This is a genomic window from Pseudomonas sp. 32_A (assembly GCF_017490905.1).
Classification (GTDB): domain Bacteria; phylum Pseudomonadota; class Gammaproteobacteria; order Pseudomonadales; family Pseudomonadaceae; genus Aquipseudomonas; species Aquipseudomonas inefficax.
On sequence record NZ_JAFGYI010000015.1, the window covers coordinates 82,179 to 106,912 of the forward strand.

At 62.8% G+C, this 24,734-nt stretch carries 26 protein-coding genes and 1 pseudogene; all 27 read right to left on the reverse strand.

Going from position 1 to position 24,734, the window contains the following annotated elements; all coding sequences use genetic code 11:
• Positions 1-5 precede the first annotated feature (5 nt).
• The 27 genes and pseudogenes from J5M58_RS11750 to J5M58_RS11875 all read right to left on the reverse strand — a co-directional run bounded on the left by J5M58_RS11750 (position 6) and on the right by J5M58_RS11875 (position 24,686).
• A complete protein-coding gene (locus tag J5M58_RS11750) occupies positions 6-3,272 on the reverse strand; it encodes a phage tail tape measure protein (protein WP_207878191.1) in 3,267 nt (1,088 codons plus the stop codon).
• Positions 3,273-3,399: 127 nt separating this feature from the next.
• A complete protein-coding gene (locus J5M58_RS11755) occupies positions 3,400-3,699 on the reverse strand; it encodes a phage tail assembly protein (RefSeq protein WP_207878192.1) in 300 nt (99 codons plus the stop codon).
• Positions 3,700-3,733: 34 nt separating this feature from the next.
• Complete coding sequence (locus J5M58_RS11760; RefSeq protein ID WP_207878193.1) at positions 3,734-4,243, reverse strand: phage major tail tube protein; 510 nt, start codon at positions 4,241-4,243, stop codon at positions 3,734-3,736.
• A gap of 12 nt (positions 4,244-4,255) precedes the next feature.
• Positions 4,256-5,434 carry a phage tail sheath family protein gene (locus J5M58_RS11765; RefSeq protein WP_207878194.1) on the reverse strand — a complete coding sequence of 393 codons (1,179 nt, stop codon included), beginning with the start codon at positions 5,432-5,434 and terminating at the stop codon, positions 4,256-4,258.
• 82 nt (positions 5,435-5,516) lie between these two features.
• The gene (locus J5M58_RS11770) at positions 5,517-5,945 is read right to left on the reverse strand and encodes a phage tail assembly chaperone (RefSeq protein WP_207878195.1); all 429 of its coding nucleotides are present in this window, start codon (positions 5,943-5,945) and stop codon (positions 5,517-5,519) included.
• Between the two features lie 1,554 nt (positions 5,946-7,499).
• Positions 7,500-8,315: pseudogene (locus tag J5M58_RS27920) on the reverse strand (phage tail protein); the annotation flags it as partial.
• Positions 8,308-8,916: a phage tail protein I gene (locus J5M58_RS11780; protein ID WP_207878197.1), complete on the reverse strand. Its 609-nt coding sequence runs from the start codon at positions 8,914-8,916 to the stop codon at positions 8,308-8,310. The pseudogene J5M58_RS27920 and the gene J5M58_RS11780, both read right to left, overlap by 8 nt.
• Complete coding sequence (locus tag J5M58_RS11785) at positions 8,916-9,797, reverse strand: baseplate J/gp47 family protein (RefSeq protein ID WP_207878198.1); 882 nt, start codon at positions 9,795-9,797, stop codon at positions 8,916-8,918. Before J5M58_RS11785 ends, J5M58_RS11780 begins: the two co-directional genes overlap by 1 nt.
• Positions 9,794-10,120 (reverse strand): GPW/gp25 family protein, encoded by a 327-nt coding sequence (locus tag J5M58_RS11790; RefSeq protein ID WP_207878199.1) that lies wholly within the window; start codon positions 10,118-10,120, stop codon positions 9,794-9,796. Before J5M58_RS11790 ends, J5M58_RS11785 begins: the two co-directional genes overlap by 4 nt.
• 4 nt (positions 10,121-10,124) lie before the next feature.
• Positions 10,125-10,334 (reverse strand): hypothetical protein, encoded by a 210-nt coding sequence (locus J5M58_RS11795; RefSeq protein ID WP_207878200.1) that lies wholly within the window; start codon positions 10,332-10,334, stop codon positions 10,125-10,127.
• A 73-nt stretch (positions 10,335-10,407) separates the two neighbouring features.
• Positions 10,408-10,713, reverse strand: coding sequence for a hypothetical protein (locus tag J5M58_RS11800; protein WP_207878201.1), 306 nt, complete (start codon positions 10,711-10,713; stop codon positions 10,408-10,410).
• 7 nt (positions 10,714-10,720) lie between these two features.
• Positions 10,721-11,281: a phage baseplate assembly protein V gene (locus J5M58_RS11805; RefSeq protein WP_207878202.1), complete on the reverse strand. Its 561-nt coding sequence runs from the start codon at positions 11,279-11,281 to the stop codon at positions 10,721-10,723.
• The gene (locus J5M58_RS11810) at positions 11,278-11,811 is read right to left on the reverse strand and encodes a hypothetical protein (RefSeq protein ID WP_207878203.1); all 534 of its coding nucleotides are present in this window, start codon (positions 11,809-11,811) and stop codon (positions 11,278-11,280) included. Before J5M58_RS11810 ends, J5M58_RS11805 begins: the two co-directional genes overlap by 4 nt.
• Positions 11,804-12,466 (reverse strand): hypothetical protein, encoded by a 663-nt coding sequence (locus tag J5M58_RS11815; protein WP_207878204.1) that lies wholly within the window; start codon positions 12,464-12,466, stop codon positions 11,804-11,806. Before J5M58_RS11815 ends, J5M58_RS11810 begins: the two co-directional genes overlap by 8 nt.
• Positions 12,463-12,777, reverse strand: a complete 315-nt coding sequence (locus J5M58_RS11820; protein ID WP_196183252.1) for a hypothetical protein — start codon at positions 12,775-12,777, stop codon at positions 12,463-12,465. Before J5M58_RS11820 ends, J5M58_RS11815 begins: the two co-directional genes overlap by 4 nt.
• Before the next feature lie 2 nt (positions 12,778-12,779).
• On the reverse strand, positions 12,780-13,775 hold the full coding sequence (locus tag J5M58_RS11825; RefSeq protein ID WP_207878205.1) for a major capsid protein: 996 nt from the start codon (positions 13,773-13,775) through the stop codon (positions 12,780-12,782).
• Between the two features lie 62 nt (positions 13,776-13,837).
• Complete coding sequence (locus tag J5M58_RS11830; protein WP_019096806.1) at positions 13,838-14,185, reverse strand: head decoration protein; 348 nt, start codon at positions 14,183-14,185, stop codon at positions 13,838-13,840.
• 2 nt (positions 14,186-14,187) lie between these two features.
• Positions 14,188-15,345, reverse strand: a complete 1,158-nt coding sequence (locus J5M58_RS11835; protein ID WP_207878206.1) for a head maturation protease, ClpP-related — start codon at positions 15,343-15,345, stop codon at positions 14,188-14,190.
• On the reverse strand, positions 15,342-16,835 hold the full coding sequence (locus J5M58_RS11840; protein WP_207878207.1) for a phage portal protein: 1,494 nt from the start codon (positions 16,833-16,835) through the stop codon (positions 15,342-15,344). Before J5M58_RS11840 ends, J5M58_RS11835 begins: the two co-directional genes overlap by 4 nt.
• Entirely contained in the window at positions 16,832-17,038 is a 207-nt protein-coding gene (locus J5M58_RS11845; protein ID WP_207878208.1) for a phage head-tail joining protein, read from the reverse strand. Before J5M58_RS11845 ends, J5M58_RS11840 begins: the two co-directional genes overlap by 4 nt.
• A gap of 1 nt (position 17,039) precedes the next feature.
• Entirely contained in the window at positions 17,040-19,073 is a 2,034-nt protein-coding gene (locus J5M58_RS11850; protein ID WP_207878209.1) for a phage terminase large subunit family protein, read from the reverse strand.
• 4 nt (positions 19,074-19,077) lie between these two features.
• Positions 19,078-19,659, reverse strand: coding sequence for a terminase small subunit (locus J5M58_RS11855; protein ID WP_207878210.1), 582 nt, complete (start codon positions 19,657-19,659; stop codon positions 19,078-19,080).
• 160 nt (positions 19,660-19,819) lie between these two features.
• The gene (locus J5M58_RS11860) at positions 19,820-20,167 is read right to left on the reverse strand and encodes a phage holin family protein (protein WP_196183246.1); all 348 of its coding nucleotides are present in this window, start codon (positions 20,165-20,167) and stop codon (positions 19,820-19,822) included.
• Between the two features lie 180 nt (positions 20,168-20,347).
• On the reverse strand, positions 20,348-20,836 hold the full coding sequence (locus J5M58_RS27925; RefSeq protein WP_243432315.1) for a hypothetical protein: 489 nt from the start codon (positions 20,834-20,836) through the stop codon (positions 20,348-20,350).
• A 388-nt stretch (positions 20,837-21,224) separates the two neighbouring features.
• Positions 21,225-24,005 carry a bifunctional DNA primase/polymerase gene (locus J5M58_RS11865; RefSeq protein WP_207878211.1) on the reverse strand — a complete coding sequence of 927 codons (2,781 nt, stop codon included), beginning with the start codon at positions 24,003-24,005 and terminating at the stop codon, positions 21,225-21,227.
• Positions 24,002-24,205 (reverse strand): TraR/DksA family transcriptional regulator, encoded by a 204-nt coding sequence (locus tag J5M58_RS11870; protein WP_088512461.1) that lies wholly within the window; start codon positions 24,203-24,205, stop codon positions 24,002-24,004. Before J5M58_RS11870 ends, J5M58_RS11865 begins: the two co-directional genes overlap by 4 nt.
• Positions 24,198-24,686, reverse strand: a complete 489-nt coding sequence (locus J5M58_RS11875; protein ID WP_196183244.1) for a phage regulatory CII family protein — start codon at positions 24,684-24,686, stop codon at positions 24,198-24,200. Before J5M58_RS11875 ends, J5M58_RS11870 begins: the two co-directional genes overlap by 8 nt.
• Between the last annotated feature and the right edge of the window lie 48 nt (positions 24,687-24,734).

The following is a 24,734-nucleotide window of genomic DNA, read 5'->3' on the forward strand; positions in this document are numbered from 1 at the left end:
CCTCCTTAAGCGACATCTGCCGCATCAAACAAGCTAACCGAGGCTTGGCGGGCCGCCACCTCGCGCTGGAACCCTTCAAACATCACGCGCAACGCCTGCTCGGCTTCGCGCACGATCTGGTTGGGGTCTTTCACATCCCCATGCACGACAACGGGCATGTTCGGTGCGAAGGTAAACGACTGGTCAACCTTCGCCGGCTCGGGCTTGGCCTTCTCGGCGGCCTTGGCGGCCGCAGGGAGGGCCGCTGCCGGCGGCTGCACCGATGCCACCAGGGAACGCACCACATCGCCCATGGTGCCGGGCTCACCGCCACCCTTGACCACCTGCGAAACCACCGGGGCAATCGAGGGCGGCAGCTGCGGCACCTTCTGCAGCTCGCGCACAGCCATGCCGAGTGCTTGGGTCTGATCCACCGGCGGCGGCTCAGGGCGCGGCTTGGCGGGCTTGGCATCCAGCGTCAAGGTCGGGGCGAAGTCTTCACCCAGGCCCGCGCCGGTACCGCCGAACCCACCCACGCCGTCGAACATGTCGCGCTGGGCGGACTTCGGCAGCTTGGCATAGGCCTGCTCGACCTCGGCGTCAGTCATCTGATCGACCGGCTTGGTCGGCGCGGCCGGCCGGGTGGTGACCGCCGCCGGTGCAGGCATAGCGGCCACCGGGGCCAGGTCCTTGACCACTGGCGCCGGCATGGCGGCCGCAGCCGGCGCCGCCGGTACAGCAGCCGCAACCGGTGGGGCCGGAACAGGAACCGACTCCTTGGCCACCGGCGCCGGTGCTGCTGCAGCTGGAGGCGCCGAAGTCAGGTCCTTGACCACTGGTGCCGGCATCGAAGCCGCCACCGGCAGGGCCGGCACAGGGGCCGCTTCCTTGGCCGCCGGCGCCGGCGTAGCCTGCACCTCGCCCTGCTGCGCCGCTGGCTCTGCGCTCGCGACCTGGTCCGATTCAGGCTTTTCCTCACCGAACCACCGCTTGCCCAGCCAGCCGCCGACGGACTCACCGCCGAGGCCACCGAGGGCCGCACCAATGGCGCCACCCACAGCGGTACCAATGATCGGCACAACCGAGCCAATCGCCGCACCTGCGGCCGCGCCTGCCATGGCGCCGGCCATGCCGCCCGCCACCCCGCCGTAACCCTCGGCCTTTTCGTCCTTGGTTTCGGCGTTCAACGCCACATCGAGCGCGCCCGGTACCGCGTCAATCAGCTTGCCACCCGGCAGCTTGCCAGCGGCCCGGGTGATGCCGCGTACGCTGCGCACCATCCGCCCCAGCTTGTTCGCCTCGCCGGCCGCCTCTGCTGCGCCTGCGAGCGCCGACGCGCCGGCCGCCGGCAGATGCACTACAGGCGCCTTGGCCGCTGGTACTGACGCACCAGGCGCATGGCGCACATCGGCCATGGTCCCGGCACGGCGCCGGCGGCGACGACGCGCACGACGGCTACCAGCCTCTGCAGAGCCCGAATTAGCCACGCTACCGCCAAGCCGGCCGATAGCGTCGGCATTGACCACAAACACGGGCTGCGGCTCGCTGCCGACGCCTGGGACCGGGTCATTGCTGGCCGGCGCGCCGAACACCTTGCCCAGCGCCCCCATGCCGGCATCGAGCACGCGATTGCCAGTCTTGGGTAGCGCCGCCCCGGCCGGGGCCTCCTCGAGCTTGCCGCCGCCTCGAGCGCTCCAGGCGCGGCCGCGCGCGACGTTGAACGCGCCCCGCGCAACCTTGGCCCCGCTGCGGACAGCCAGTAGCCCGCTGATGCCAGCTGCCAGGCCTGCCAGCCCCATGATCACCGCCGGGAACTTGTCCGACAGTGTGGTGATGCCCTGGGCAACCGCCGTCAGTCCCTTCGCCGCCATGTCGGTGGCCGGGCGGATGGCATCGCCAATGCTGCGCATGGCATCGTCAACCGCCTGGGCCGTCTCGGCCCATTGCTGGGACGATGTTTCGCGGCGCTCGGCCAGGTTCTTATCCAGAATGCCTGTCGCCTTCTGCGAATCGGCTTTCAGGTCGGCATACAGGCCACGGTTTTGCGCATAGGCGGTCAGCGCTGCCTTGACCTGCATGTCGGCGAACAGGTCGCCGGTGCGCAGGGTCTTTTCCAGCGCCTCAAGGGCCGCCTTGGCCTTCTCCGGGTCAACTTCCTTGTCGATGTTGGCCTGGGCCTCTTTCATCTTCTTGGCTTTCGCCGGGTCTGTCGCTTCGACGTACTTCATGGCCAGGGCCATGGAGGACTCGATAACGTTCATGCCCTTCTGCAGGCCGGTATTCAGCGAGGCCTGGTAGTCGATACCTGCATCCTTGTAGGCCTTGACCACATCGCTGGAACCGATCTTCTCCATCCAGTTCTTGAAGTTGTTCGCCGCTTCATCCGAACTGCCGGCGGTCTTCATCTGCACCTGCAGCATCGCACCCAGGGACGAAACCGAGTCCATGCCGGTGATGCCGTTCTTTTCCATGCCGGCGAGCAATTGCGGGAACCACTTGGCCATGTCGCTGGCCTCGAAGCTGCCTGCCTGGCCTTGGTAGGCGATGGCCTCCAGAGCCTGCTCCATGACCTTGGGGTCGCTGATCTTGGCGTTTTGCTGCAGCGCCATGATCATGCTGGCCGTGTCGACGCCCGAGGCGCCTTGGCCGACTGCGAACTTGGCCGCCGTCGGCGCATAGGCCATGGCCTTGTCCAGCTCCATGCCGGCGCCGACCAGCTGGTTAATCAGATCGGCCACATCATTGCGGCCCATGCCGGTGTCTTTGGCCGTCTGAATCACGGTGCGACTGAGCTGCACCTCCTCGGGCTTGTTGACCGCATCGGCCTTGATCGCAATGTCGCGGATGATGGCTTGATAGTCGGCGCTGATCTTGGTCGGCACAGCCGCCAGGCCCACACCCACAGCGGCCGCTGCCGCGTTGGACTTGAGCCCCGATTTTCCCGCATTGATCTGCTGATGCCCCTTCAGCTGCAAGTCGGCACCCTTTGCCTCCCGTGCCAGGCGCTGATACTCGCGGCTTAGCCGGCCGACCTCGACGCCCTGCTTGCGCAGCGAGTCCAGGTTGCCATTGAGCTTGCGCAGCAGCTTGTCGGCGCCGGCGGCGCCGGTGTCGTGTGCCCGCTTCCACTCGGCCTGCAGCTTCATGGTCTCGCCAATGGTGCTCTTGAGCACCTTGGCCTTGTTGCCTTTCTGTTCGAGCTTGGAAATGCGCCCTTCGACGTTCTTGAACGCGGCGCCGACCGACGACGCGACGGCGCCGCCGATCACCAGGGCTAACTGCATTTTTGCCATCGGTTACCCCTTTCTCGTCCCAGCGAGCCACCACAACATGTCCGCGTAGGGCATGTCGTATATCTCAGCAGCAGAGAAATTCAGCTCGGCAGCCAGCCGCCTGGCCAGCTGCCGTTGCTCTTCCGCATCAAACGTCGTCGTCTTGCACCAGGCGAAAATATGCGGTCTGCAGGCGGGTGTAGTCCTTGACGGCCATGCCCTCCAGGTCCTTGGCGCTGACCTCGGCCAGCGAAGCGAACAGGTTCAGCTCGCGCTGCTCGTCATCGGCGCCGGCGCCCTGCTGCGCCACGCGAATGTCGCGCACGGTTGGCGAGCGCAGACTGACGGTATCGACCGTCACGCTGTTCAGTTCGGTGGGCTTGCTCAGCGTTACGGTAACGCGGTCGGCCGACAGGCTCAGCCAGGCTGGGTTTTTCTTGGTGGTCATGAGGGTGCTTCCTTGAATTCGTGGGGAGGTGGGGTTACAGGCCGAGCGCGGCGCGCTGCTCGGCCAGCTGGTCGACGCCTTCAATGACGCGGCGCATGCCCAGCGCATCGATCTCGTAGACCGTGCGGCCGTCGACCTCCAGCTTGTAGTAGGTCAGGCTGACGGCGTGCTTGATCTCGGCCTTGTCGCCGGCCTTCCAGTCGCCCATGTCGACCTCTTTGAGGCTACCGCGCAGGGTGACGATCACCGGGTTGATTTTGCCCTTGAGGCCCTTGAAGGCGCCCCGGAACACGCCGTTGAAGGCGGTACCATCGGCCAGGCCGAAGAGCTTCAGCGACTCGCGGCGAACGCCGGTGGTGGTGAAGCTGGCTTCCTGCTTTTCCATGCCCTGGTCCATCTCCACCGGCATATCCATACCACCGGGGCGGTGCTCCTCCATCTTGAGGGTGAGCTTGGGCAGGGTCAGGCTGGGCACATCGCCTTGGAAGCTGATGCCATCCACGAACAGGTTCAGGTTGGCCAGGGTTTCGGGAATCATTGCCATGTAAAGCGCTCCTTATGCAGCCGAGTCGAGAACTTCGGTCAGGAATTGATTAGTGATTTCGACGCGGAAATTCGGGTTCTCCGCCGGCGGCACATCGGTGAAGCGGATGTTCCAATACACCTTGCCCTGCTCCAGCTGGCTGGCGGTGTTCAGCTCGGTGTCCGCGTATACCTCGAAGTTGATGATTGCGCCCTGGTTCTTGAGGTCGCGCATGAAGGCCTGCAGGCCTTCGGTCACATCCCGGATGTAAGTCGAGGTGATCGAACGGTCGACCGCCCACTTATGGCCGTACAGGATCGCGTCCATGACGATATCCATGGTCCGCACACGCGTGACGAAGGCCCACTTAGGATCACTCGACAGCGTGCGGTTGCCCCACAGGCGGTAGCCCTCGTCGCGAATGATGGTCGCGATATTGGCGTTGTTGAGCAGGTTGGCCCGGCAGGTCTCGTCGCCGTCCAGGTACTCCACCGAGCGGGTGGTGCCGGTCACACCGACAAATTCCTTGTTCGATGGCGAAGCCCAGAAGCCGTATTCGGCATCGGTCCAAGCGAACAGGCCGGCGGTCCAGGCCGAGCCTGGGGCATCCACAGTGGCAGATACGGTGGTGTCCCAGTACTTAACGCCCGGGTCGACCATGAACGCGCGCCGAGCACCGAACTCGGCGGCGTAGGCCTGGGCGGCCTCGTCGGTAGTGCCCGGGCCGTCGAGGATGGCGAGACCGCGCACCTTGTCCGCCAGGGCCACCAGCGCGGTGCCCACCGCCAGGGTCGCGCTGTGCTTGGGGGTCACCAACAGCCGCGGCTGGGCGTTGAAACGGCTTTTACCATCGAGCAGCGCCTGAAGGCCGGTACGGGTGCCATCGGCCAACACACCGCCGATGATGGCGGAGGTCTGCGCGGCCGCATCCTCCACCTTGGTCACGCCACAGGCGACGATCACCGCCTTGGCGCGGGTGTAGATCGCCTGGCAGGCCTTCGCGATGGCCGAGCCAGCACCAAAGGCGGCGATGGCCTCGCGCTCGCTGGTGATCAGCACCAGGTCGTTCGCCTTGGCGGTTGGGGTGCTATCCACACCAGGGCCGGGGGTGAAGGTGTCGACCAGGCCAATGATCGAGGTCGACGGGAGGGCGATGGTGCGCGCGCCGTTGTCGACGTTCGTTACGGTAACGCCGTGAAAGAATCCAGCCATGTTTACTCCAGATGTAAAAAGGCCCCGCAAAGCAGGGCCAGGTGGTACAGCGGAAAAGAAAACGCCCCGTCAGTGCGGGGCGTTATTGGGTGTACAGGCCGATCCAGTCGGGCGGCGTCGGCCGCTGCGTCGAGTCGGGGAAGGCCTCAGCCTGGGGCCAGTCGCGCAGCTTCTGCAGGTAGTCCAGCAGCTCGGCAAACTGCGCCTCGCTAAGCGTCGTCGCCCGTCCCAGGTCCTGCTCGTCGCGGTGGCGGTCACGTAGCCATTGCCGGGCCGCCAGCTCGGCATCGCGCCAAGCACGCTCTTGGGCCTCGACATCGGCAGTGGTCAGCCCCGGCGGATCAATCAGGATCGGCAGACCCAGTGCGTCATGGGAACGCACCTTGCCCGGTTCAGGGTTACCAATGACCGTCTCATAGCGTTCATCAGGAATCTCTACCGCATCATCGGGCATGGCCGCATGAATGCCTTCCAGGTAGCAGCAACCAGTGGATTGACTGTAATAACGCATGTCTTATTTCCCGATACAGAAGAAGGTGTAACCAACAATTCCGGGCGGAACAACGTAAGAACCGCTGACCACCACGCGGGCGTTGATATCCATGCCAGTAGGCGAGGCGTCTTGACCTGTCATAACCACCCCTGCCACCGAAGTTCCAATCGAGTAGAAAACCAGGCTCGTCGGGAACGCAATGGGTACATTGACCCGGGCGGTGCCGGCACCGGCACTGATCTGCCCGTTGGCCCACTGGAAAATCATCCCGCCCAACCAGGTCGGCAATGCCAGGTAGCCATTGGAGCCGTAAGAAAAGGCAAAGCCCCAGCGCATTTTCTTGGGCGTCACCGCGACCATATCCAGCGCGCCGGCATCGACCTCGGCCTGGGTGCCGATACGCAAAGTCCCCAGCAACGCCTCGGTGGCAATCGCCGTGGCTGCGCGAAGGGCTTGAAACACCCGCAACGGGGTCATCACTGCGACGTTGTCTACACCCGCTTCGGCTTGCGCCTTCGTCGCCAGTGGGCTGGTTAGCGTCACCTCCCACGGCGTGAATACACCTGCACTGGTCATGGTGCGCCTGGCCGTGCCAGTTGGGGTGCCGTCAGACATGCCAGCCGTTAGGGTCTGCACCAGGTAGTTATAAGCGTTGTACCCATCAACCACCATGCTATAGCGCAATGACGGCGACCAGCCCGCCGGCAAGTTCAGCAGCCCGGCCATCGGCGTCAAGTAATTGCCGGGTGTCCGGTAGTTGTTCATGTCAACATCAAGGGTGTTGAGGCCGACCCCCAAACCGTAAGTGCCAACCGTAAGCAAAGAACCCGCCGTGGTATCGGTTGGCGAACTGACCTTGACCAGCCACTTACTGAAAGCCTGGAACGCCCGCAGAGGCGTCATAAGTTTATTATCGAGCGCGCCGGCTTCGGCCTCAGCCTGGGTAGCCTGCGCCGCCCTGAGCTTCTTCGGGGTGACCGCCGTGGTGTCATCCGTACCGATGGTGACCTGCGGCTGCGTGGCGATCTTGAGCCAGCCAAACGCCGCTTCCGTCGCCTGGGAGACAACCTTGGCAATTGACTGGAACACTCGACGCGGCGACATCCACTTTGTCCCCACGGCGCCCTGTTCGGCTTCCTCCTGGGTGGCCTCGATCATGTTGCCGGTGTGCAACATCTCCACCCAAGGCTCCCAATCAGTCTCTGCCACAGTGGGGTTAACCTTGTTCGCGGAACGGAAGAAATACCGGTTCTGATAGATGCGCTTGAGTTCCTGGTGCGGGTAGGCAGCACTACCGCGAACAATCACATGGCTCGCGCCCTCAATCGGCGCGTGGCCCAACTGGGAACCGGACGAGTAGACGTACACACCATCTTGCAACAGCGTGTTCAATTCCGATCCACCGACCAACCCCAGCGGCGCCCCTACCCCGTATTGCCCGAAGGCAACCGCGTCGGTAATACCATAACCGGCCAGCGTGGTCGGATTGGAGCCGGCAACGATGCGCCCGTACTTATCGACGGTCACGCTCTTGTAAGTCCCGACCGTTACCCCCGAGCGCCCGGCGAGCATTTCAAAGGCCAACGCGGTGACGCCAAGGGTAATCGGCGCATCGGTCACCAGTTGCCACACGCTATCCCCGTTGGCTGTGCCTTTCTCAACAGCCACCATGAGGCCGGGAGTAACCTCGGCGCTCAGGTCCGCATCGGCGCTACGGGTCCAGGCGCCGCCGGCTACGACGACATAAATGCCATTGTCCTTGGCGGCGGCCTGGTTCTTCACCAGCACTCTTGCGCCGGTGGCCAATACCACACCATCAATGGTCTGCAGCCCGCTCAAGACGATGTTGGCCGTGGTGGCAACCAGCACCGATGGCTTGGTGTCCTGCTCGGCGAACTTGCCCTCAACCCATTCTCGGGTAGCCACCACCGCGCTCGGATCAATCTTGAGCTGTACGTTGCTGGAGTTGCCGACCAACAGATTGAGGCGCACCACTTGGGTACGCCCCGAACCCTGGCTCAGCAGCGGCTTGAAGGTCGGCGGACAGTTGGCCACCGCCACCGTGTCGCCGTCCGCGTCGATCAGGGAAATCTCGCGAATCCACTTACCGCCTACGTCGGCCGGAATGATCTGCTCGGCGATGATCACCGCTGCGTTGTTGGGATCGACCTTGAGCTGATTGAGCGGCGCCCGCCGCCACTCATTGAGCAGTGCCGTCTGCGTGGCCGTTGGCATGGGGTGCGGCGGGTTCTCCAGGCCGTTCGGGTTACCGTCACCGATAGCCATTTGAGCGAAGGTCCAAGGGACGCCCAGGGCATCCGCGTTGGCCTGTTTCGCGGCCCCGATGTTGGTCAGGATCGCGTAAAACTGTGAAGTCTGGTCAACCATAGTTAACGTCCAGATAGTCAATGGTGTGATCGCGGCCGCCACGGCCAATCTCGCCGGTGACTTCGATATCAACCTGTTGCGGCGGGTAAACGTCGAGTTCTTCGCCGTCGTAAACAGCGGCGGCCAGATACATGGCGCCGGTGGTTTCCAGGCTGATGGCGAGTCCCGTCATGTGCCGGCTGACCGGCCGAGCGTCATCAATAAGCGCGGTCAGCTCCAGATAGGTCTCTTCGCTAATGCCCTCATCGGCTACGCCGACCTTGAGCGCGAAGGTGCCCGGCACGCCCTGGGGTACGGTCTTCCACCACTCGGTCACCTCGATCAGATAGCCGAACGGCTCGACCACACGGCGCAGCGCGCCGATGGTTCCCTTGTGTGCGTGGATGTAGAACGACGAGCGGATCACCGAGCGCTTGACCGCCTCGGACCACCGGTCATCCCAGCGGTCAACCGACCACGCCAAAGCCAGCAGATACAGCAGCCCGGCCGGGCAGGTGTCGGGGTTGTAGAGGCGGCGCAGCATGGTCGGCAAGTCTTCGGTACCGGCGGCCTCGATAGCGGCTTCCAGCGGCGTGCGGTTGAGCGGTAGCAGACTGCTCATCAGCCACCCCGCTCAACGGTGAACTCTGTGCACCAGGCCGCTTGCGACTTGGTCGGGCTGATATCCGCCCACCCCGTCAGCTCGACGCGGCTCACCCCGTCGATGTGCAACTGGGCGTCAATCGCCGAACGGGGCACTTCAACCCCCAGTCGGCGCCGGGGGTTGATCCAGGCGGCCAGGCGTGCCTCGCACTGAGCCAGTACGCCCTCGCTTTCCGGGCCAGTGCTGGCCATGTACAGCTTGGCGTTGATCTGATACGGCAGAATCTCGGCGCTCTGCACGATCACCCGATCAGCCACCGGCCGCACATCGTCGTCGTTCAGGTAAGCGGCGACGGTTGCCAGCAGCTCGACCGAGGCCGTGCCGTCACCCTCCAAAGCCAGCACGGTCACCTCGACCACCGCCGGCGACGGGCTTTCGGCGGTGGCATCGGCCACCAGACCCGAGGCGTTGCGCGCGTGCAAGATGTAACTGTTACGAGGGCCGGCCGTTGTCAGACCCTCGTAGACCAGCTGAATCCGCTCGCGCAGGGCGTCGTCTTCTTCCAGCACCTCAGCCTGCGGCGGAACCGCCGTCAGGTCCTCGGACTGGACCACCAGGCGCGTCAGGTTGACGTTGGCCGCCAGCTGGTCGAGGTCGGCCCCCACGGCATAGGCCAACATCAGCGCCTTGGCCGCGTCGTTGACGCGCGAGCGATTGTGCAGCTTGCCGTAGGCCCCGACCTCCAGCAGCTTGGTGACTGGGTCGCTTTCCAACGCCGCGCTCCAGTTGTCACCCATGTGCGCACGGAAGGTCGCGAGGTCGGCCTGATACAGCTCTTCATAATCCAGGTCTTCCAGCACCTGAGGCACCGGCAACTGGGAAAGGTCGATTGCGCTCATGCACTCACCTCCAATACAACGCTGTCACCGAGGTAGATACCCGACAGCGACAGCGTGATTTGCCCGCCGACCACCGCCACCACGCGCACGCGCTCAAGCTTCAAACGCGGCTCCCAGCGCCCCAGGGCGCGCGCCACCTCAGCCTGTACCGCGCTTTTCCAGCCCTCGTTAACCGGCAGGTCGACATAACGGCGCAGGTTGCTGCCGTACTCCGGGCGCATGCGCCTACTGCCGACAGGCGTGGTCAGAATGTCCTCAATGGACTGTTTCAGGTGGGCCACGCCGGATAGCGGTAGCCCGGTGCGACGATCCAGCCCGATCATGGCCTTAACCCGCCGGGGTCAGGCGCTCGAAGTCGGCGCGCGCATCCAGGCAGGCCAGCGCCTCGGCGTCGCCCTCCTCGATCTGCAGCTGGCCGCCGGCCACTTTCAGCTCACGCTTGCCCAAGATCAGCACGCGGGAGGTGTAGGTCTTGTCGCGATAGGTCACGGCCGCCGGCGTGGTGGTCGCGGCGTCCGCAGGTTTCTTGGTAGCCATAGGGCCCTCCAGATATGACAAAGCCCGCGAGAGCGGGCCTGTAGAGTTGATAGTGGGTGCAGCCTTGACTGGCTTAGCGAACGCCTAACGCACCATTGAGCGCATCGGCCAACGCCTGCGCATCGGGGCTGCCCGAAATGTTGATTGTGACGGCCATGCTCGGGCCGGGGCCGGGGTTGGGGATGTAGCGCCGTGGCCGCAGAGCCATCACCAAGCCCTGGGCGATTTCTTCGGGGTCGTTGTCGCCAGCCAGTAGCCGGCGCCAGAAACTCAGCATACGGAAGTGGTCGGAAGTGCCGGTGATACCGTACCCCACCATCTTTTCGACCAAGTTCCGATCCGCCCCATTGATTGGCGGCAGCGGGTCTTTCTCGCTCATGGGCACCTCAATGCTTGTGGTTGGCCGTGTTGCCGGCCGTGTCGATGATTCGGCCACCGCCATTGATATCGCCCGTTACTAGTAACGTGCCATTGATGGTGACGGGGCCGGTGATGGTGACCGCTCCGGACTTGGCGACAATCGCGTCATCCGTAACGACCACCTCGCTGCCGCCGACCTTGACCTTGACCGTGCCGCTGGGGAGCGTGATGGTGTAGCTTTTGCCCTGCCAGTCGTAGACCAGCGAGCCGCCATCGTCGAAGCGCCACACCTCGACATGGTCGCGGTTGTCCGGCGGCGGGCCAGCGTTGCCATACAGGCCAGGCACGAACGTGCCCTGCGCTGGATCGCCGCTTGGACTGACCAGTGCGCCCTGCTCACCCATGCTTGGCGCTCGCCAGTGGCGGGCCTTGCCGGCGGCAAGGGCATGCCAGCGCACCCAGGCGCTGGTCCAGTCGCCACCATCGGAAACGCGCACCCGGGCGGCCGCCAGGTCGACGCCCACCACATAGCAAGGAATCACCAGGCCGGCCAACAGCCGGTCGAGCTGCCCAGCCACATAACTCATGCCATGGCCTCCGGTGACTGGTATTGATGTTCGCTGCCCGGCCCGCTGTCGGGATCGAAGCCGAACACCAGCGAGCCCGGTGGCTGACTCTCCCAGGGCCACTCCTCGGCCCCTAGATAAATGACCTGCACCCATTCGACGACCCATACGGCATAGCCATCCAGCTCAGGCCGCGTCCAATCACGTTCCGCTCGCACAAACTCGGCAAACTCCACGGGCAAGCCCCAAGACTGCATGCGCAGCAGCACCGCCAGTTGCGCAGCGACGAATGCCGCAACCTGCAGACAGTTCGCCTCCTCTTGTCCAACGATCACACGGGCCTCGAAGCGCGCCTCCACCGCGACCTCACCAGTGCCAGGGTCCTTTTCTGCTGCCTCGAACCCTGCCAGCTCGATCACCACCGCCGGCGGCGGAATAACCATGACGCTCTCCGGCATGGTCCCGACGTAGGCAAGCCCAGGGATCGCCGCCTTGATATGTTCCTCTATGGCGGCATACACCTGACCAAGAGGGATCGGATCGTCATCCATTGCCCGCTCTCCGCAAATATTTCTGCAGCTCGAAGTTCATTTCCTGCTCCATCACTACTTGCAGACGTTCGTGCGCTCGATTGGTCCAGGCTTCGAAGTGCGCCCGGGTGTCATCAAGCGAGATTTTCGCCTTGGCCAAGGGGAAGCGGCTATCGTTCTCAGAGATCCAACCAGACCGGCGGCCACCACCGCCTGACACCTCGCTGTCGGGGTAGTCGCTCGCGTCGAAGTGCTTGCTGGCCGTACGGATCCAGATATCTGGACTGCCACCGTAAACGCGTTTGAAGAACGCACCCTCATAGCGCCGCCCGGCCACCGACACACCCGAGCGGGTTTGTCGTGGCCGGCCAGCCCGACTGGCTTCGATAGGGTTGATCCCGAACCACAACCGGCCTTGTCCATTGCTGGATACAGGGAACGCCTTGAGGCGCTGTCGCACTGCTGCAATCGCGATGCGCTCTTGACGGCCGACATCGCGGGCGATGTGCGTCCGAAGCCAGCGGAGAACCTTGTTGATGGCTCGACGCTGCGCCGCAGCAACAGCTTTGGGGACCAACCGCATGAAGTCCTGAAAGCCCTTCACATCCTGCGGATCGACCCTCAGCGAGATCATTCCGCTGGAGGCCGACTGCTTGTAGTAGCTACCAACACTCATAACGATTTCCTCAGGATGAGCGTCACCAGCCCATCGCCACCCGGCTCGATGCCAGTGATGAGGTAATTGCCGCCGCCATCCTCCTGAGGCACATCGAAGAACACCTTGTGCTTCACCTCGATGCCAACGTTGTCCTGCACGCGGATGACTAGGTGGGGTTCACGCAACGCGGTCCTTATCTGGCCGAGCTTGGGCTGCAACCAAGGGGCTGAGAACATGCCCAGCACCTCGCGCCCCTCGATCAGCACGGTGTCGCCCAGAATCTCGAACACCGTGGCGTCAACGTCAGTTATCAGGTCCCGGAAGCCCATGGTCAGAGCTTCAAGCGGAGAATGGCGCGAGGACGGGTCACCAGGTGCAGCGGGTTCGACTGGGCCTCACCGGCCACACCCTTCTTGAAAGGCATCATTTCCAACTGGCTGTAGTACGGCAGGCCATCGGTGTTGACCGTGTCCATGTAGTCAGCCGGCGCGAACCGAGTGATGCACAGGCCCGGCACACCTTCTGGAACCAGACGCGCTTCGTCGTCCGCGACAAAGGCGATACCGCCAACCTTGCCCCGGTAGCGCTCCCAGGTGATGCCGCCGAACTCGAAGGTTTCGCGACCGTCAGCCCGCAACGCTGCAGCGTACTGGGTGCCCTCGTAGGTTTTTGCGACGCTCTTGTGTCCGATCAGCGCTCGCCAGAAGTTCTTCCCGCAGAAGGCCCGAGCGCCACTGGTAGTAGCGGCGCCCAAGGCTTCCTCCTGGGCATCCAGTGCGTCCACGCACTTCACCCGGACATTGGTGTCCGGGTTGGTCAGCTCCATCGGGATCTCGATAGGATCAAGATCGAAACGGGCGTAGATATTGAGCAACACTGTCTTGCCGTCCGCATCCAGCACGTGGCCGTTGAGCGCGCCCATGCGATGGAATTCATGCGTGGCATCCAGTTGCCGCCGAGCCTTCGCCAGGCGCTTGTTGACCACATCCTGGACCGCCTGCAGCTCAGTTTGCTCACCGAATGCGCGGATGCCCTGGATCTCGTCCGCCTTGATGGCGAAGCGCTCGGGCAGATGAACGGTATTGAATGGCAGCAGGATCCGCTTGCTACCGTTGACCACCAGCCCTGAGGTACCCCGCTCGCCCGCTGGCACCAAGGCCAGAGTGTCGCCGTCCTTCTCGACCTGGACGGTCACCGTGGTCACGCCCTCTTCCTCGAACAGCCCCAGTTCAGCCAGGCGCCCTGGCACGAATGGCTGCTCGTTGATCGCCGCAGTGAGCGCGGGAACCGAGAAGGCGTTGTCTTCAAAAATATCGATGTCAGCCATGAAGGCCCTCCAGAAATGCAAAACCCCGCACTAGGCGGGGCTGTAAAAGGGTGGGCTCGCTATTAGCGAACGATGATGAATTGCGCGGCCAGGGCTTTCTCAGCATCAAGGTCGAGGCCAGTCAGCAGCCCCTCGCTCACCTCGGCCAGGCGTACTACCGCGCGTCCGCGCCGGGCTACGTCGGATTCACCAACGGACGCAAACAAGATGCACTTGGCCGTCTCGCTGCCGTCTGCAGCCTCGGGATTGTACGGAGCGAATTGGCCGGAGGCCGTGAGCTGACCGAGAAGCTGGCCGGCGACCAAGGCAGCACCAGGGGCCAGCTCGATGACTTCGCGGGAGATCTTTCCTGCGCCCTCGGACAGCAGGAATTCACCGGCATGCACCGGTTCCACATAGGTTTTGCTCATGCTTAGGCTCCTTTGCCGGTGCGTTGTTGAGCGGCCTGCCGTCGCGCAGACCAGATGTTGCTGGGGTTTGGAAGCTTCGCCTGGACTGTCTCAGGCTCATCACCAGCCGGCGGAAGGGTGTTGTCGATCTCGAAGCCCTTGCCCGAGCCGACCAGCTTGTCGAACAGCCGCGCCCGAACCACGGTCGCGTCCAGGCCAGCGCCGACATATTCGACCGCCATCTCAGGCAAGCGCGCCGCTACGCAGAGGTCGCGCACTGCTTTGGCGCGAGTCAACGCTGCCTGGACCGTGGCTTCGTCGGCCAGCTTGGTCGATGCGATCAGCGGTTCGACCAGGTTGCTGATGCCCGCTTTCGCACAAGCCTGGGTGATCATCAATGCCAACGCCGTCGAGTTAGTCGTGCTGGGAGCTGGGGGCTCATCGACCGGAGCGGGCTCGCTCGGGGTTTCTGGCTCGGCCTGGCTGGCCTGGAGCTGATCCAACAACGCCTGCGGGGTATTTCGGTACCGCGCCAGAGTGGCCCCCTGCCCCAAGCAAGCCTGGACCTTGATGCCGTTGCCGATCTCGTCGGCCAAGCCAAGGTCCACGGCCTCTTGGGCAGTGAGCCAGGTTTCCGCATCGACCAGACGCCGCAGTTCAGCGTCATCGACATTCGGCGCCTTGGCCTTGTAAGCAGCGATCATGGCCTCGAGCGCCTGGTCGAGAACATCCGCCACCCGCCGGAGGTCCTCGGCATCGCCGCCGACCCAAGTGTAGGGGTTGTGGATCATCAGCATGGCGTTCGATGCCATCACCACGCGGTGCGCACCACATACCGCCACGCTGCCAGCACTGGCCGCCAGGGCATCGACCCGGCCGGTGCAGCGCTCACCCAGCCGGCTCAGTGCATTGTGAATCGCGAGGCCTTCGAACAGATCGCCCCCGTTGGTATTGAAGGCCACCACCACTTCCGACACGCCATCGTCCACCGCCTTGAGGTCTTGAATGAACTGGTTCGCGGTGATGCCCCAGGCGCCAATCTCGCCGTAGACATAAACTTCGATCACCTTGGCCCCGGCCTCGCCCTCGGCGGCTGCAGCGATCTTGTACCAGTGCCCATCCTCGACCTGCGGCATGGACTTGGCCTTGTTAAAGATGCGGAACGGCATCAACGGTTTCATGTTTTCCCCTTCTCGTCGGGCTCATCCGGCTCATCCTTGATGGCCGACAAGCTGCTGTAGTTGAGGCCCAGGTCCTTGGCCCGGGCGATATCTGCGGCGTTCTCTTCGTCCACGACTTCCGCGTCTGTACCGGAGCGAAGGCACATCTCCGTGCGCGAGGCGAAACCCGCCCCCACCTCGAGCATCCGCGACTGAACGTCTTGAACGGGATGGATGTAGGCCCAGCCCTGAGGCACCCACCGCGTGCGCAGGTACTCGCGCCGCTGCAACACGTAGTCGTCCAGTTCCAACGCCCCGGCCAGCACAGCCATGTCCATCCATGCGGCTCGCACAGGACGACACAACTGGTGGACGTACACCTGGAACTGCAACTGCTCCAGCCGGCGGCGAAACTCAGTGAGCACCACACGAATCGCTCGGTCGTTCACATCGCGCATGTCACCGGTCATCAGCTCGTAAGGCAGACCTGCGCCGGCGGCTGCAGCCATCAGCTGCTGCCGCATGAAGTCGGGGTAGTTGTTGCCGCCATCGGGCGGGTCGGAGAACTCCACCTGTTCCCCCGGCCCGAGTTCCTGCATGGTGCCGGGCTCCAATGCCACCATCGGCGTGAAGGCATCGCGGTCATGGACAACCGGTGCGCCGGTCAGCATGTCCATCGGCGGATGCCCTGGCCCTTCCGGCGCGGGCTTGCGAACGAAGCCTGCGAACAGGTTCGCCACTTCCTGGCGAAACAGCACCGCGTCGTCATAGTTGTCCAGGCTGCGCAGACGTTTCAGGATCGGCGCGAGCCGAGGCACACCACGTAGCTGGCCGGGCTCCAAGGGCTCGAAGATGTGCAACATCTGCTCGGCCGGGACGCGCACCAGAGGGTTGTAGCCGGCATTGAGCGAGGCCTTGTCGCTTGGGTGATTGCGGTAGCACCAGTAAGCAACGCGTCGTCCAATGCTGTTGAACTCGATCCCGGCGCGGATAACGTTGCCGGACCGCGTCACTTCGAACTTGTCGTGCGGGACGAATTCAGGTGCAAGGCACTGCACCTGCAGCGGGACCGCCAGTCCATCCTCCAGCCGGCGTGGCCGCAAGCGGACGAAACACTCACCTGATTGCTCGACCGTGCGTGCTACCAGCGCCTGCTGACCGTAGAAGTCGGTGCGCTCGTCCGCATCCGATTCGTCCACCCAATCCTCCCACAGCACCTGCATGGCCTTGCGCAGCGCCTTGTCGAGCAAGCGCGGTTGAGGCGTGATGCCGGTACCGATCAGGTTGCTGACCCGTTTGTCGATGATGTTGGCCGCATACGGGTCGTTGCGCACCGCTGCCCGCGAGCGCGAACGCAGGTTGCGCAGGGCGGGCATGATCAGGCTGTTTGGTCCCGTATCAGGGGCATCCCAGTTAGAGGAACGCCGCCCTTCGGCGGCGCCCTCGTAGCTGGCCTTGATGCGCTCCGGTACCAGCAGGCCTGAGCGCGTGGAGATATAGCGGCCGCTCACAAGCCCTTACCTCCGTGGAAAAGCCGAACCACGCGTGAGCGTCGGCCAGCTGCCAGGGCCAGCTCGGTGCGGATCAGATCGCGGGCCTTGATGAGTTCGTCCACCGTCCGATACTCGACGGTGCGGTCGCTGTAGCGAACGATACGTTCGCCACGGGCAATCGCACCTTCGACAGCCGCAAGGTGTGCCTGGGTGTATGCCATGTCAGCGTCTCTTCAGATAGCCGCTGCTTGAGCTGCGGCGTTGCATTGGTTGGGGTGCCGGACGAGGCGGCGTTGGCGAGGCCGTAGGAGCGGGCCGGACTGGGCGCGGAGCCGGTAATTGCGACTCGACTTCAGCATCATCGTCGTCATCATCTTGCTCAATGGCCGACGGCTTTACTGGTGTTGGCTCCTCGAACAGGTTCGCCTGGGCCAAGGCTTGGCGCAGCTTCTCCCAGTCCTGTTCGCCGTAACGATGCAGGCCGAGGTAGTACGCCATGGCCAGGTTGTACACCTGAAGGTCCAGCGCTTCGTTGCGGTCGGCCTTGCCCTTGACCCATTCGATTCGCTTGTACCCCTTCACGTAGCGGGCAATCTTGCGTTCGGCCACGCATTGCTGGAAGAACTCGTCCGGCAGGTCCTTGGCGAAGTGCACAGCGCCAGGGCCCGACTCGAAGCTGTAACGGTTGTAGATCCAGTCCTTGGCCGTGTCGGTACCAACCATCCACAACTCGGCGCCGTTGCGCTCGGTCTGCCCTCGCCAAGTGACATCCACCAGGGAGGGTCGCTGCGCGATGACGGGGCGCCCAGGCTTACTTGCGCCTTTCAACGCGAAGACGTTGCGCCAACGGCGCACGCGGCAGAACTGATACACCTCATGGGTGTGATGACCGCCGGAGTCGATGCCCGTAGCCAGGATGCCCAGGGAGACACCGCAAGGATGGCGGTATCGCACTTTCAACAGGTCATCCAGAAGCTCCCAGGTTCGCTGATCTGCCGGATCACCCGGGATGACTTTGAAGTCAACGATCCAGCGCTCCATCCCAGCGCCCCAGCCAATGATCATCACCTCCAGACGGTTGGCCTGCACGTCGACGGAACAAGTCAGTACCAGCACGCCAACCGTCACGGTGCCGAGCACATAGTTCTCCTGCAACGCTCGGGCCTGCAGGACTTCGGCCTTGGTCTGCTCGACCGCGCTGTCCCATACCTTCGCCAAACGGGTGTTGTAGAACACCTGCATGGGTTCAAGGTCGCCCCGGTCTTGGGCGCGCTTGGCCTTCTCGAATTGCTTGGCCAGGTCAGCCCATGAGGTCCAACCAAGCGGGGCGTACAGCGCGTTGAGGTGGAAACCCACAGTTTCGCCATCGCCCTGAGCGTGCGAGCGCCATTCTCCTTGGGCAAGCATCTCGCCCTTGTGGTGCTCTTCGATCAGCACATCGCAATCAGGTGAGGAGCACTTGTAGTGGACGGTCTGGAAATCAGCGGAGTACAGCAGACGCTCCCACTCCAGCACCTGCATGTGACCGCAGGTTGGACAGGGCACGTAGTAATAACGCTGGTCGCTGGTCTCGAACAGATCGGCGATACGTGAGGCACCCTTGATGGTTGGCGAGCTGGAGAAGTAGAACTTAGCGTTGCGTCCAAAGGTACTGCCCCGCGTCTCGGCAAGATCGACAGGGTCGCCCTCTTCATCGACATCCACATCCCAGCGGTCAATCTCATCACCGTAGATGTATCGCGCAGCAAGCTCGGCCAGGTTGGAGGCCGAGCCAGCGGTGGTCGCGTACAGCGTGCCGCCCTCGAACTCTTTGGTATCCATGGTGTTGCGGGCATCCCGGGATCGTGAAGCCGCCACACGCGCCTTCAATTCAGGCGTTGCGGCAATGGTCTTGCCGATCCTGGCCGACACCCGCTTGGCCAGGGCCAGGCTGGGCAGCAACGTCAGGATGTTAGACGGTGCCATGTGGATCAGCGCCCCAATCCAGTTCAGGGCGATCTGCGTTTTCATCAGCTGCGAGGCGACCATCGTAATGACGCGCTTACAGGGGTGCGCTGGCGAGAGGCAGCGCATGGGTTCACGGGCATACGGCGTCCGTGCTGTGCGGTATTTGCCGGGCTCGGCTGCACCAGTATCACGCGGGATCCGCATGTACTCGTCAGCCCATTCGTCAACCCACAATTCAGGGTCGGGCGTTAGCCCCCGGCCATACGCTTCGCGGTACACCTTCGCACCGTCCGCGTATCCGGTAGGCATAGGGTCAGCTCTGTGTCATGGCTTGGTTGAGATCGGCGCCGCTCATCTTGGCCGCGTCTTCGAAGACTTGGCGGAAGGCGCCCGTCAGGCGTTTTTCGATTTCCCAGGAATCACTCATACCCGCCAGCTCGGCAGCAAGCTGCGGAGCAAGGCCGAACATCAGGTCTCGGAGCGTACGGCCAGCTGCGAAGGCGGCGTCTTCCACCGCTTTGCGCTCGACCAGGTTTCCCTGAACTTTGTTGAACTCCGCCTCAGCAAGCTGGGCAAGGTAGAACTCGCGATGCGCCCTTGCCTTCTGGAAGTCCAGGCCCTTGCCTGGCTGCTGGACCAGTGGCTGCACCGCAGGTGTGTCGCCGCCTGGTTGTAGGTGGCTGCGCACATCCCGCTCCACTCGGTTTTCTTCATGCCGGGTCGCGACGGCTGCCTTGCTGGGATCGGCTGACTCGGCCAGTAGCGCCTCAGTGGCCACGACATCGATCTTGCCGTCGTCCGTGAGCACCAAGCGGTCCTGGCTGGCCAGTTTGGAAACGTAGGATTTCGACCATCCGCGTCGGGCGGCGAACTCCGATTTGGTCAGGTAGATCATGCTCAAAAGTCCAGCTCACCCAATGGATTCAAGGGGTTAACCAGTTCACCGCAGTTCACTAAGCTGGTGAACCTCCCGCTAACGAAGAGCCGCGGGTTTCCTGCCCCGTACCCCACGATATTTGCCAGGGTCCCCGGGTCCGGCCGGGGGCGCGACCAGCTCACTGACCTGGCTCGCCGCCCCGTGGCGGCATCTCGCAAACGCCCAGGCGCTTGGCGGCCCAGCGCTCGTACAGACCGATGGCGACATCGGCACCGGCCATCGCGGTCAGGCAGCCGATTGCACCAGCAGTCCAGATCGACAACCCCGCCGAGTAGAACAGCATGATGGTCGACAGCCCGCAGACGATGCAGGCACCAGACCGCAGCACGATCCGACGCACCAAAGACCAGCCCCGAACACCGGCCTTGTCGGCTCGCCACATTTCGCCCGAAACACCGCCGACTAGGGATAAGACGATCACCAACCAGATCGGCATCTCAACTAACGCTTGCTGCTCACTATTCATGAAGGCCTCATTGGCAAAGCACAGCGCCAGAAACAGAGAACCCTGCCAGTCGGCAGGGTTCTCGGTTCGCAAAACAGTGCTTGTTGGGGGAGCGCTAGGCGCACTTTTCATATCGTGGCGCCTTTTTACATGCCTCCGGAAAAACCGAAAAGGGGTGATTTTCGGTACATGGTTCGGCATCTATCTGCGTAGATTTAGAGGGCTCGCCAGCGTCATAGTTACCCGACGAACGGTCTGTAGGCGCACCCGACCTGATCGGGCCGCCAAGATAGCTAGCACTTGAAGATGGAGCGCCTTTACCCAGTTCCGGTAGGTTCTATCCGCGTGTTCGGCCAGCCCTACTTCGCGCATCTGCTCCCGGACGGTCACACCGTGGACGTATCGAAGTGTCGCCAGCTTTGCCAGGGTTACGCCCCGGTCGTTGCGACGAGCCAATTCCGCCACAGCCGCATCAACTTCCGCCGCTGCATGGTCGAGACCCGCCCCACTGACTAAGATCCGCGCCCCGGACGCACCGCCTCTCGGCGCAGCCCCCTTCCATTCCATGATGGTGCCCATCTGGCTGCCCATGCTTGAGGCCAGCCCTAACCGCGAACGCTGCTCCCCCCAGTGCTGCATCAGCTCGCCCACTAGGCGAAGGCGGGAGGGCTGATCGATCAGCTCAGCCATATCGGACTTGTGCTGCGCCTCATGTATCAGGAGCTGAAGGCGTAATCCTTGGTCATTTGTCATCGCGATCCCTCCAGAAGAAACACCCAGCACAAATTCACACAACCCAACACAAACCCAACACACTTAAACATCAATAAAATCAAAGGATTATTAGGAACTGTGTTGAGTGTGTTGGGTTTGTTAGGTTTTTTTGGGTTCGCATGGGTTTCAATTACGCCATCAGTGGCGCCGCTACAAACGTCGCGCCTGCGCGTGCGCGAACGCAAACCCAGCACACCCACCACGGACCCCGCGTAAGCCGCATGAATCTTGGACTGCGCGTGTGTTGACCTAGCAAAATCAACGCAACACAAACCCAACACACCCGACACACTTATAGGTGTACTCATGCGGCAAGCCCCTTAATGTGGTCCCAAGCATCAACGTTCCACCCAGCCAGCTTCGCACTGTCACGCCACTTCACGACGGTCTTCCCCAGCTCGGCCGACGACAAGGAAGGGGGCAGGGAAGGATCCCCATCACTCGGGAAGAAGAACGCGGCGAAGCGCCGGTTATTACCATCCGTCCAGGGGACAGCCCGCGGAGTCTTCTGCACCGTCGCGCTGATCATCAGCGAGAACTTCGTCTGACTCATGGAGTGCTCCTTGTTGCGCGAGCACCACTCTAAGAAGAGCGCATACAGGTCGCTGGCCATGCAGCAGCCCCAAAGGCCTTGCCCGAGTTCGCCAGTTCGCCAGAGGCTGAGGAAGGTCTGCCAAGCCGTTCGGCTCAGCGCTACCAGCCGTTGACGCGCCTCAGTTTCAGGTGGCCGCGTGCGTTGGTCGAACTCACCCAGATCGATACTCAACAACCAACCGTAGAGCGCAGCGACACCACCATTGGCCAATTCCTGCCCGATGGCCTTCTGCCGCTCGCGTGGCAGCGTCTCCATCGGCCACATAACCAACATGCGGCGGTCTGAGTCGCTGATCGGCCAAGGAAGAATCTCGTTACTCAGGAACACCGCATTCATGTGGTTGGATTCTTCCCAACCATTGATGAACTTCGATTCCATCCGAACGGTTTTGCCGGTGATCAGATGCTTGATCTTACCGACCTGGTTGTAACGCTGATCGCGGCTCACAACTTCCTCGAACACAGCCCAGAGCTTGCCGCTCTGCCAGGCGTTGAAGCTGCCTTCCAGCTGCGTCTGACCTACGACCGCTGCGTATTGGCCATATAGCTCACCGAGGACATCGGCAAAGAGCAGACTCTTGCCCGAGCCCTCCATGACCGAGTGGGCCAACACCGCCGTGTCCATCTTGGCTCCCATGTGCTGCAACGGATAGGCGAGCCATTTCGTCAGCCAGTCGAACTCGACCTCGTTATGGTTGCAAAGGAACGAAATCAACCACCGGAGGTTTTCGCAGGCGGCGTCATTCCGCACCGGCTCAAGAGGCAAGCCCTCGAAGGTGTTGATGTATTCGTTGGGGTCCTTCTTCATAGACGGGTCGAACACAATATTGTTGACGTCCACCACCCGCCGATCCCGGCTGTTCAGCCACCACTTGTAATCCTCCCCGATGGCCATCTTCACAGCACCCTCCGGGATACGCCGCTTCTTCTCGCAGTCCCAAACGTCCTTGGTTCCGTCGATGTAGACATAGCGCTCCAACGGATCAAGCTTCAGCGCCCCACCCTTTTTCGCAGCCATGCGCCGCATCTGGTCGAGTTCCTGGGCTTTCTCGGGGGCAATCAGCTTCTTGTCGGTGCTCTCCATCCAGGCCTTCGCCAGCGGCTTTCCTACAAGCGCCTCGAACCCAGACCGCTTTATTGGCCTTGCCTTGTCCAGATCCCACACGTTCGTAGAGCCTTCGATCAGGGCAAAGCGCCGGAGCGCATCCTTGATCTCAACCACATCTTCCCCCGCCCCCTTATCGGCCGAGGAGCCGGCCGGGCTGGGCGGCTCGTCCAACGATGGGGCTAGGGGAAGGACCGCCGCTTTAAGCTCCGCCAGCTCATCGAGCGAAGCGGCTTGTGCGGAAGCATCATTAGCCGATGGGGTACGAGGACGCTCGCCCAACGGCGGCGGTGCCGGCAGGCGTGATGCCGCGTCGATCCCCAGTATTCGCGCCGCGGCTTTGGTTGCTGCCTTTTGATCGCCGTTATGTTGCAGGATGCAGAACACATCGAACGCATCGTTTCGATGTCCATTTGCCAGGGGATCGGAGCTGTGGTGCGAATACAACTTGCCTTCGTTGATAGTGACGCCAGGATCGCCGCTAGTGCTCTGAGGGCAGAGCCATTTATCTCCCCTCCGCTCGTAGCCATGCGCCTCGATCAGAGCGGCAAGATCGTGGCTCTCATTGAACAGCGCAATCACTTCGGGAAGATCCGAGCCACCACGGCCGATGGCCGGCCGTGGTTTCTGCTGCGGGGAACGACCAACCGGTGCGGTAGCCTTTGGCAACCAGGGGCAGAGCCCTTCAGCCTTTGGCTTTACTTCGTCCCAACCTTGCCAGATGGCGAGAAGCTCCGAAGGCAATACTGGCAATCCATCAACGCTGGGCCGGGTCCGCCAAGTGTACGGCTTACCGGTACCAGGATGGATGGAGGGCGGGAGGACGTCCTGCACCAGGCCAGCTCGCAGCTCGAAGACAGTGATTCGCTTGAAGGGCTCAGCGGCCATGCGCAAAGCGTCCACTCGGACAGCATCTCCAGCCTCTTTGGCAGCCTTCACCTGGGCCATCAAGGCCTTCAACACCGAACCGTCAACATCCCCCGGATTCGGCCAAGCAAGCGACCGGCGACTGAGCTCAACCCCATCAGGCAGCCTGAACATAATGCGAAAACGCGCTGGATTACCCACCGTTGTCGGATAGACATCTGCAAGCGCGTCCACATCCAAGTCCAACAGTTCCTTCAGAACATGGCGGGTCCACTGCACGTCATCTACATCAAGCGAGCAGACACGGCTCGGTCCCAGCACCACACCCAGGTTGTGACTAGGGTGCTCCTGCCAGAACCGCTCAGCAGCCACCGAATCAGTAAAGTATCCACCCGGCTGGTTCCAAGCATGCCCCTTAGGCCCTTTCTCTCCAGGCTCGATGGGAACCAGGGCTAGACCGAAGGTTTCAATGTACCGGCGCGCCCAGTCGGCAGTTACAGATGCTGGACGCTCACTCATCGGCGCCGCTCCCGCAGCTCTTGGCAGCTGACGCAGGTTTCACAACCTGCGACAGCGTGCTGTCGCAGGAGCGGGATCGGCTCGTCGCAGTCTTCGCAGAACTGCGCGCTTGGCCCTACAAACTTGCCGGTCTGACGCTTGAGCGCCGCCTGCAGGAAATACTCGGCCTGGTCGTTAGCGCGATCAATATCATCAGCCATTGGCGCGATCCTCCATGGCCTGACGCGCACCCGCCATGATCGCCAGCACCTGGCGAATGACGTCCACGCCACGCTGCTCGAGATGCAGCACTTCGTGGGGTTCCCATACGTTGTCGGAAGCGCCGTCATGCATGCTTCCAACGAACTCTCCGGCTTCATCCAGCAGCTTGCCGACCGCCTTGAGTGCTCCATGCGTCGCTGGCATCGGCTCTGGGCGATACCAGACGACCCCTGCAGCTCTACCAATGGCGTCAAGGACTCGGGCGGACCTGGTCCACTGAAGGACTTCCTCCAACTCGTCGGGGGATAGCCAGCGACGCTCTTCGTCGTGCTTGAGCTTCTTCTGCAGGGCATCGATATCAATGCCCATGTCATAGGCGAGCGCGGTGATTCCGCCCGGATAGTCACGACCAGCGCGATAGAGCGCCTGCCGCAGGGAGAGCACCGGGCCAGCGCCCGGCAAAGTGTCGATGCGACTCATAACCGTTAAACCTCGGTTAACGGTGTAGCCATGGGTGCGGGCAAGCCC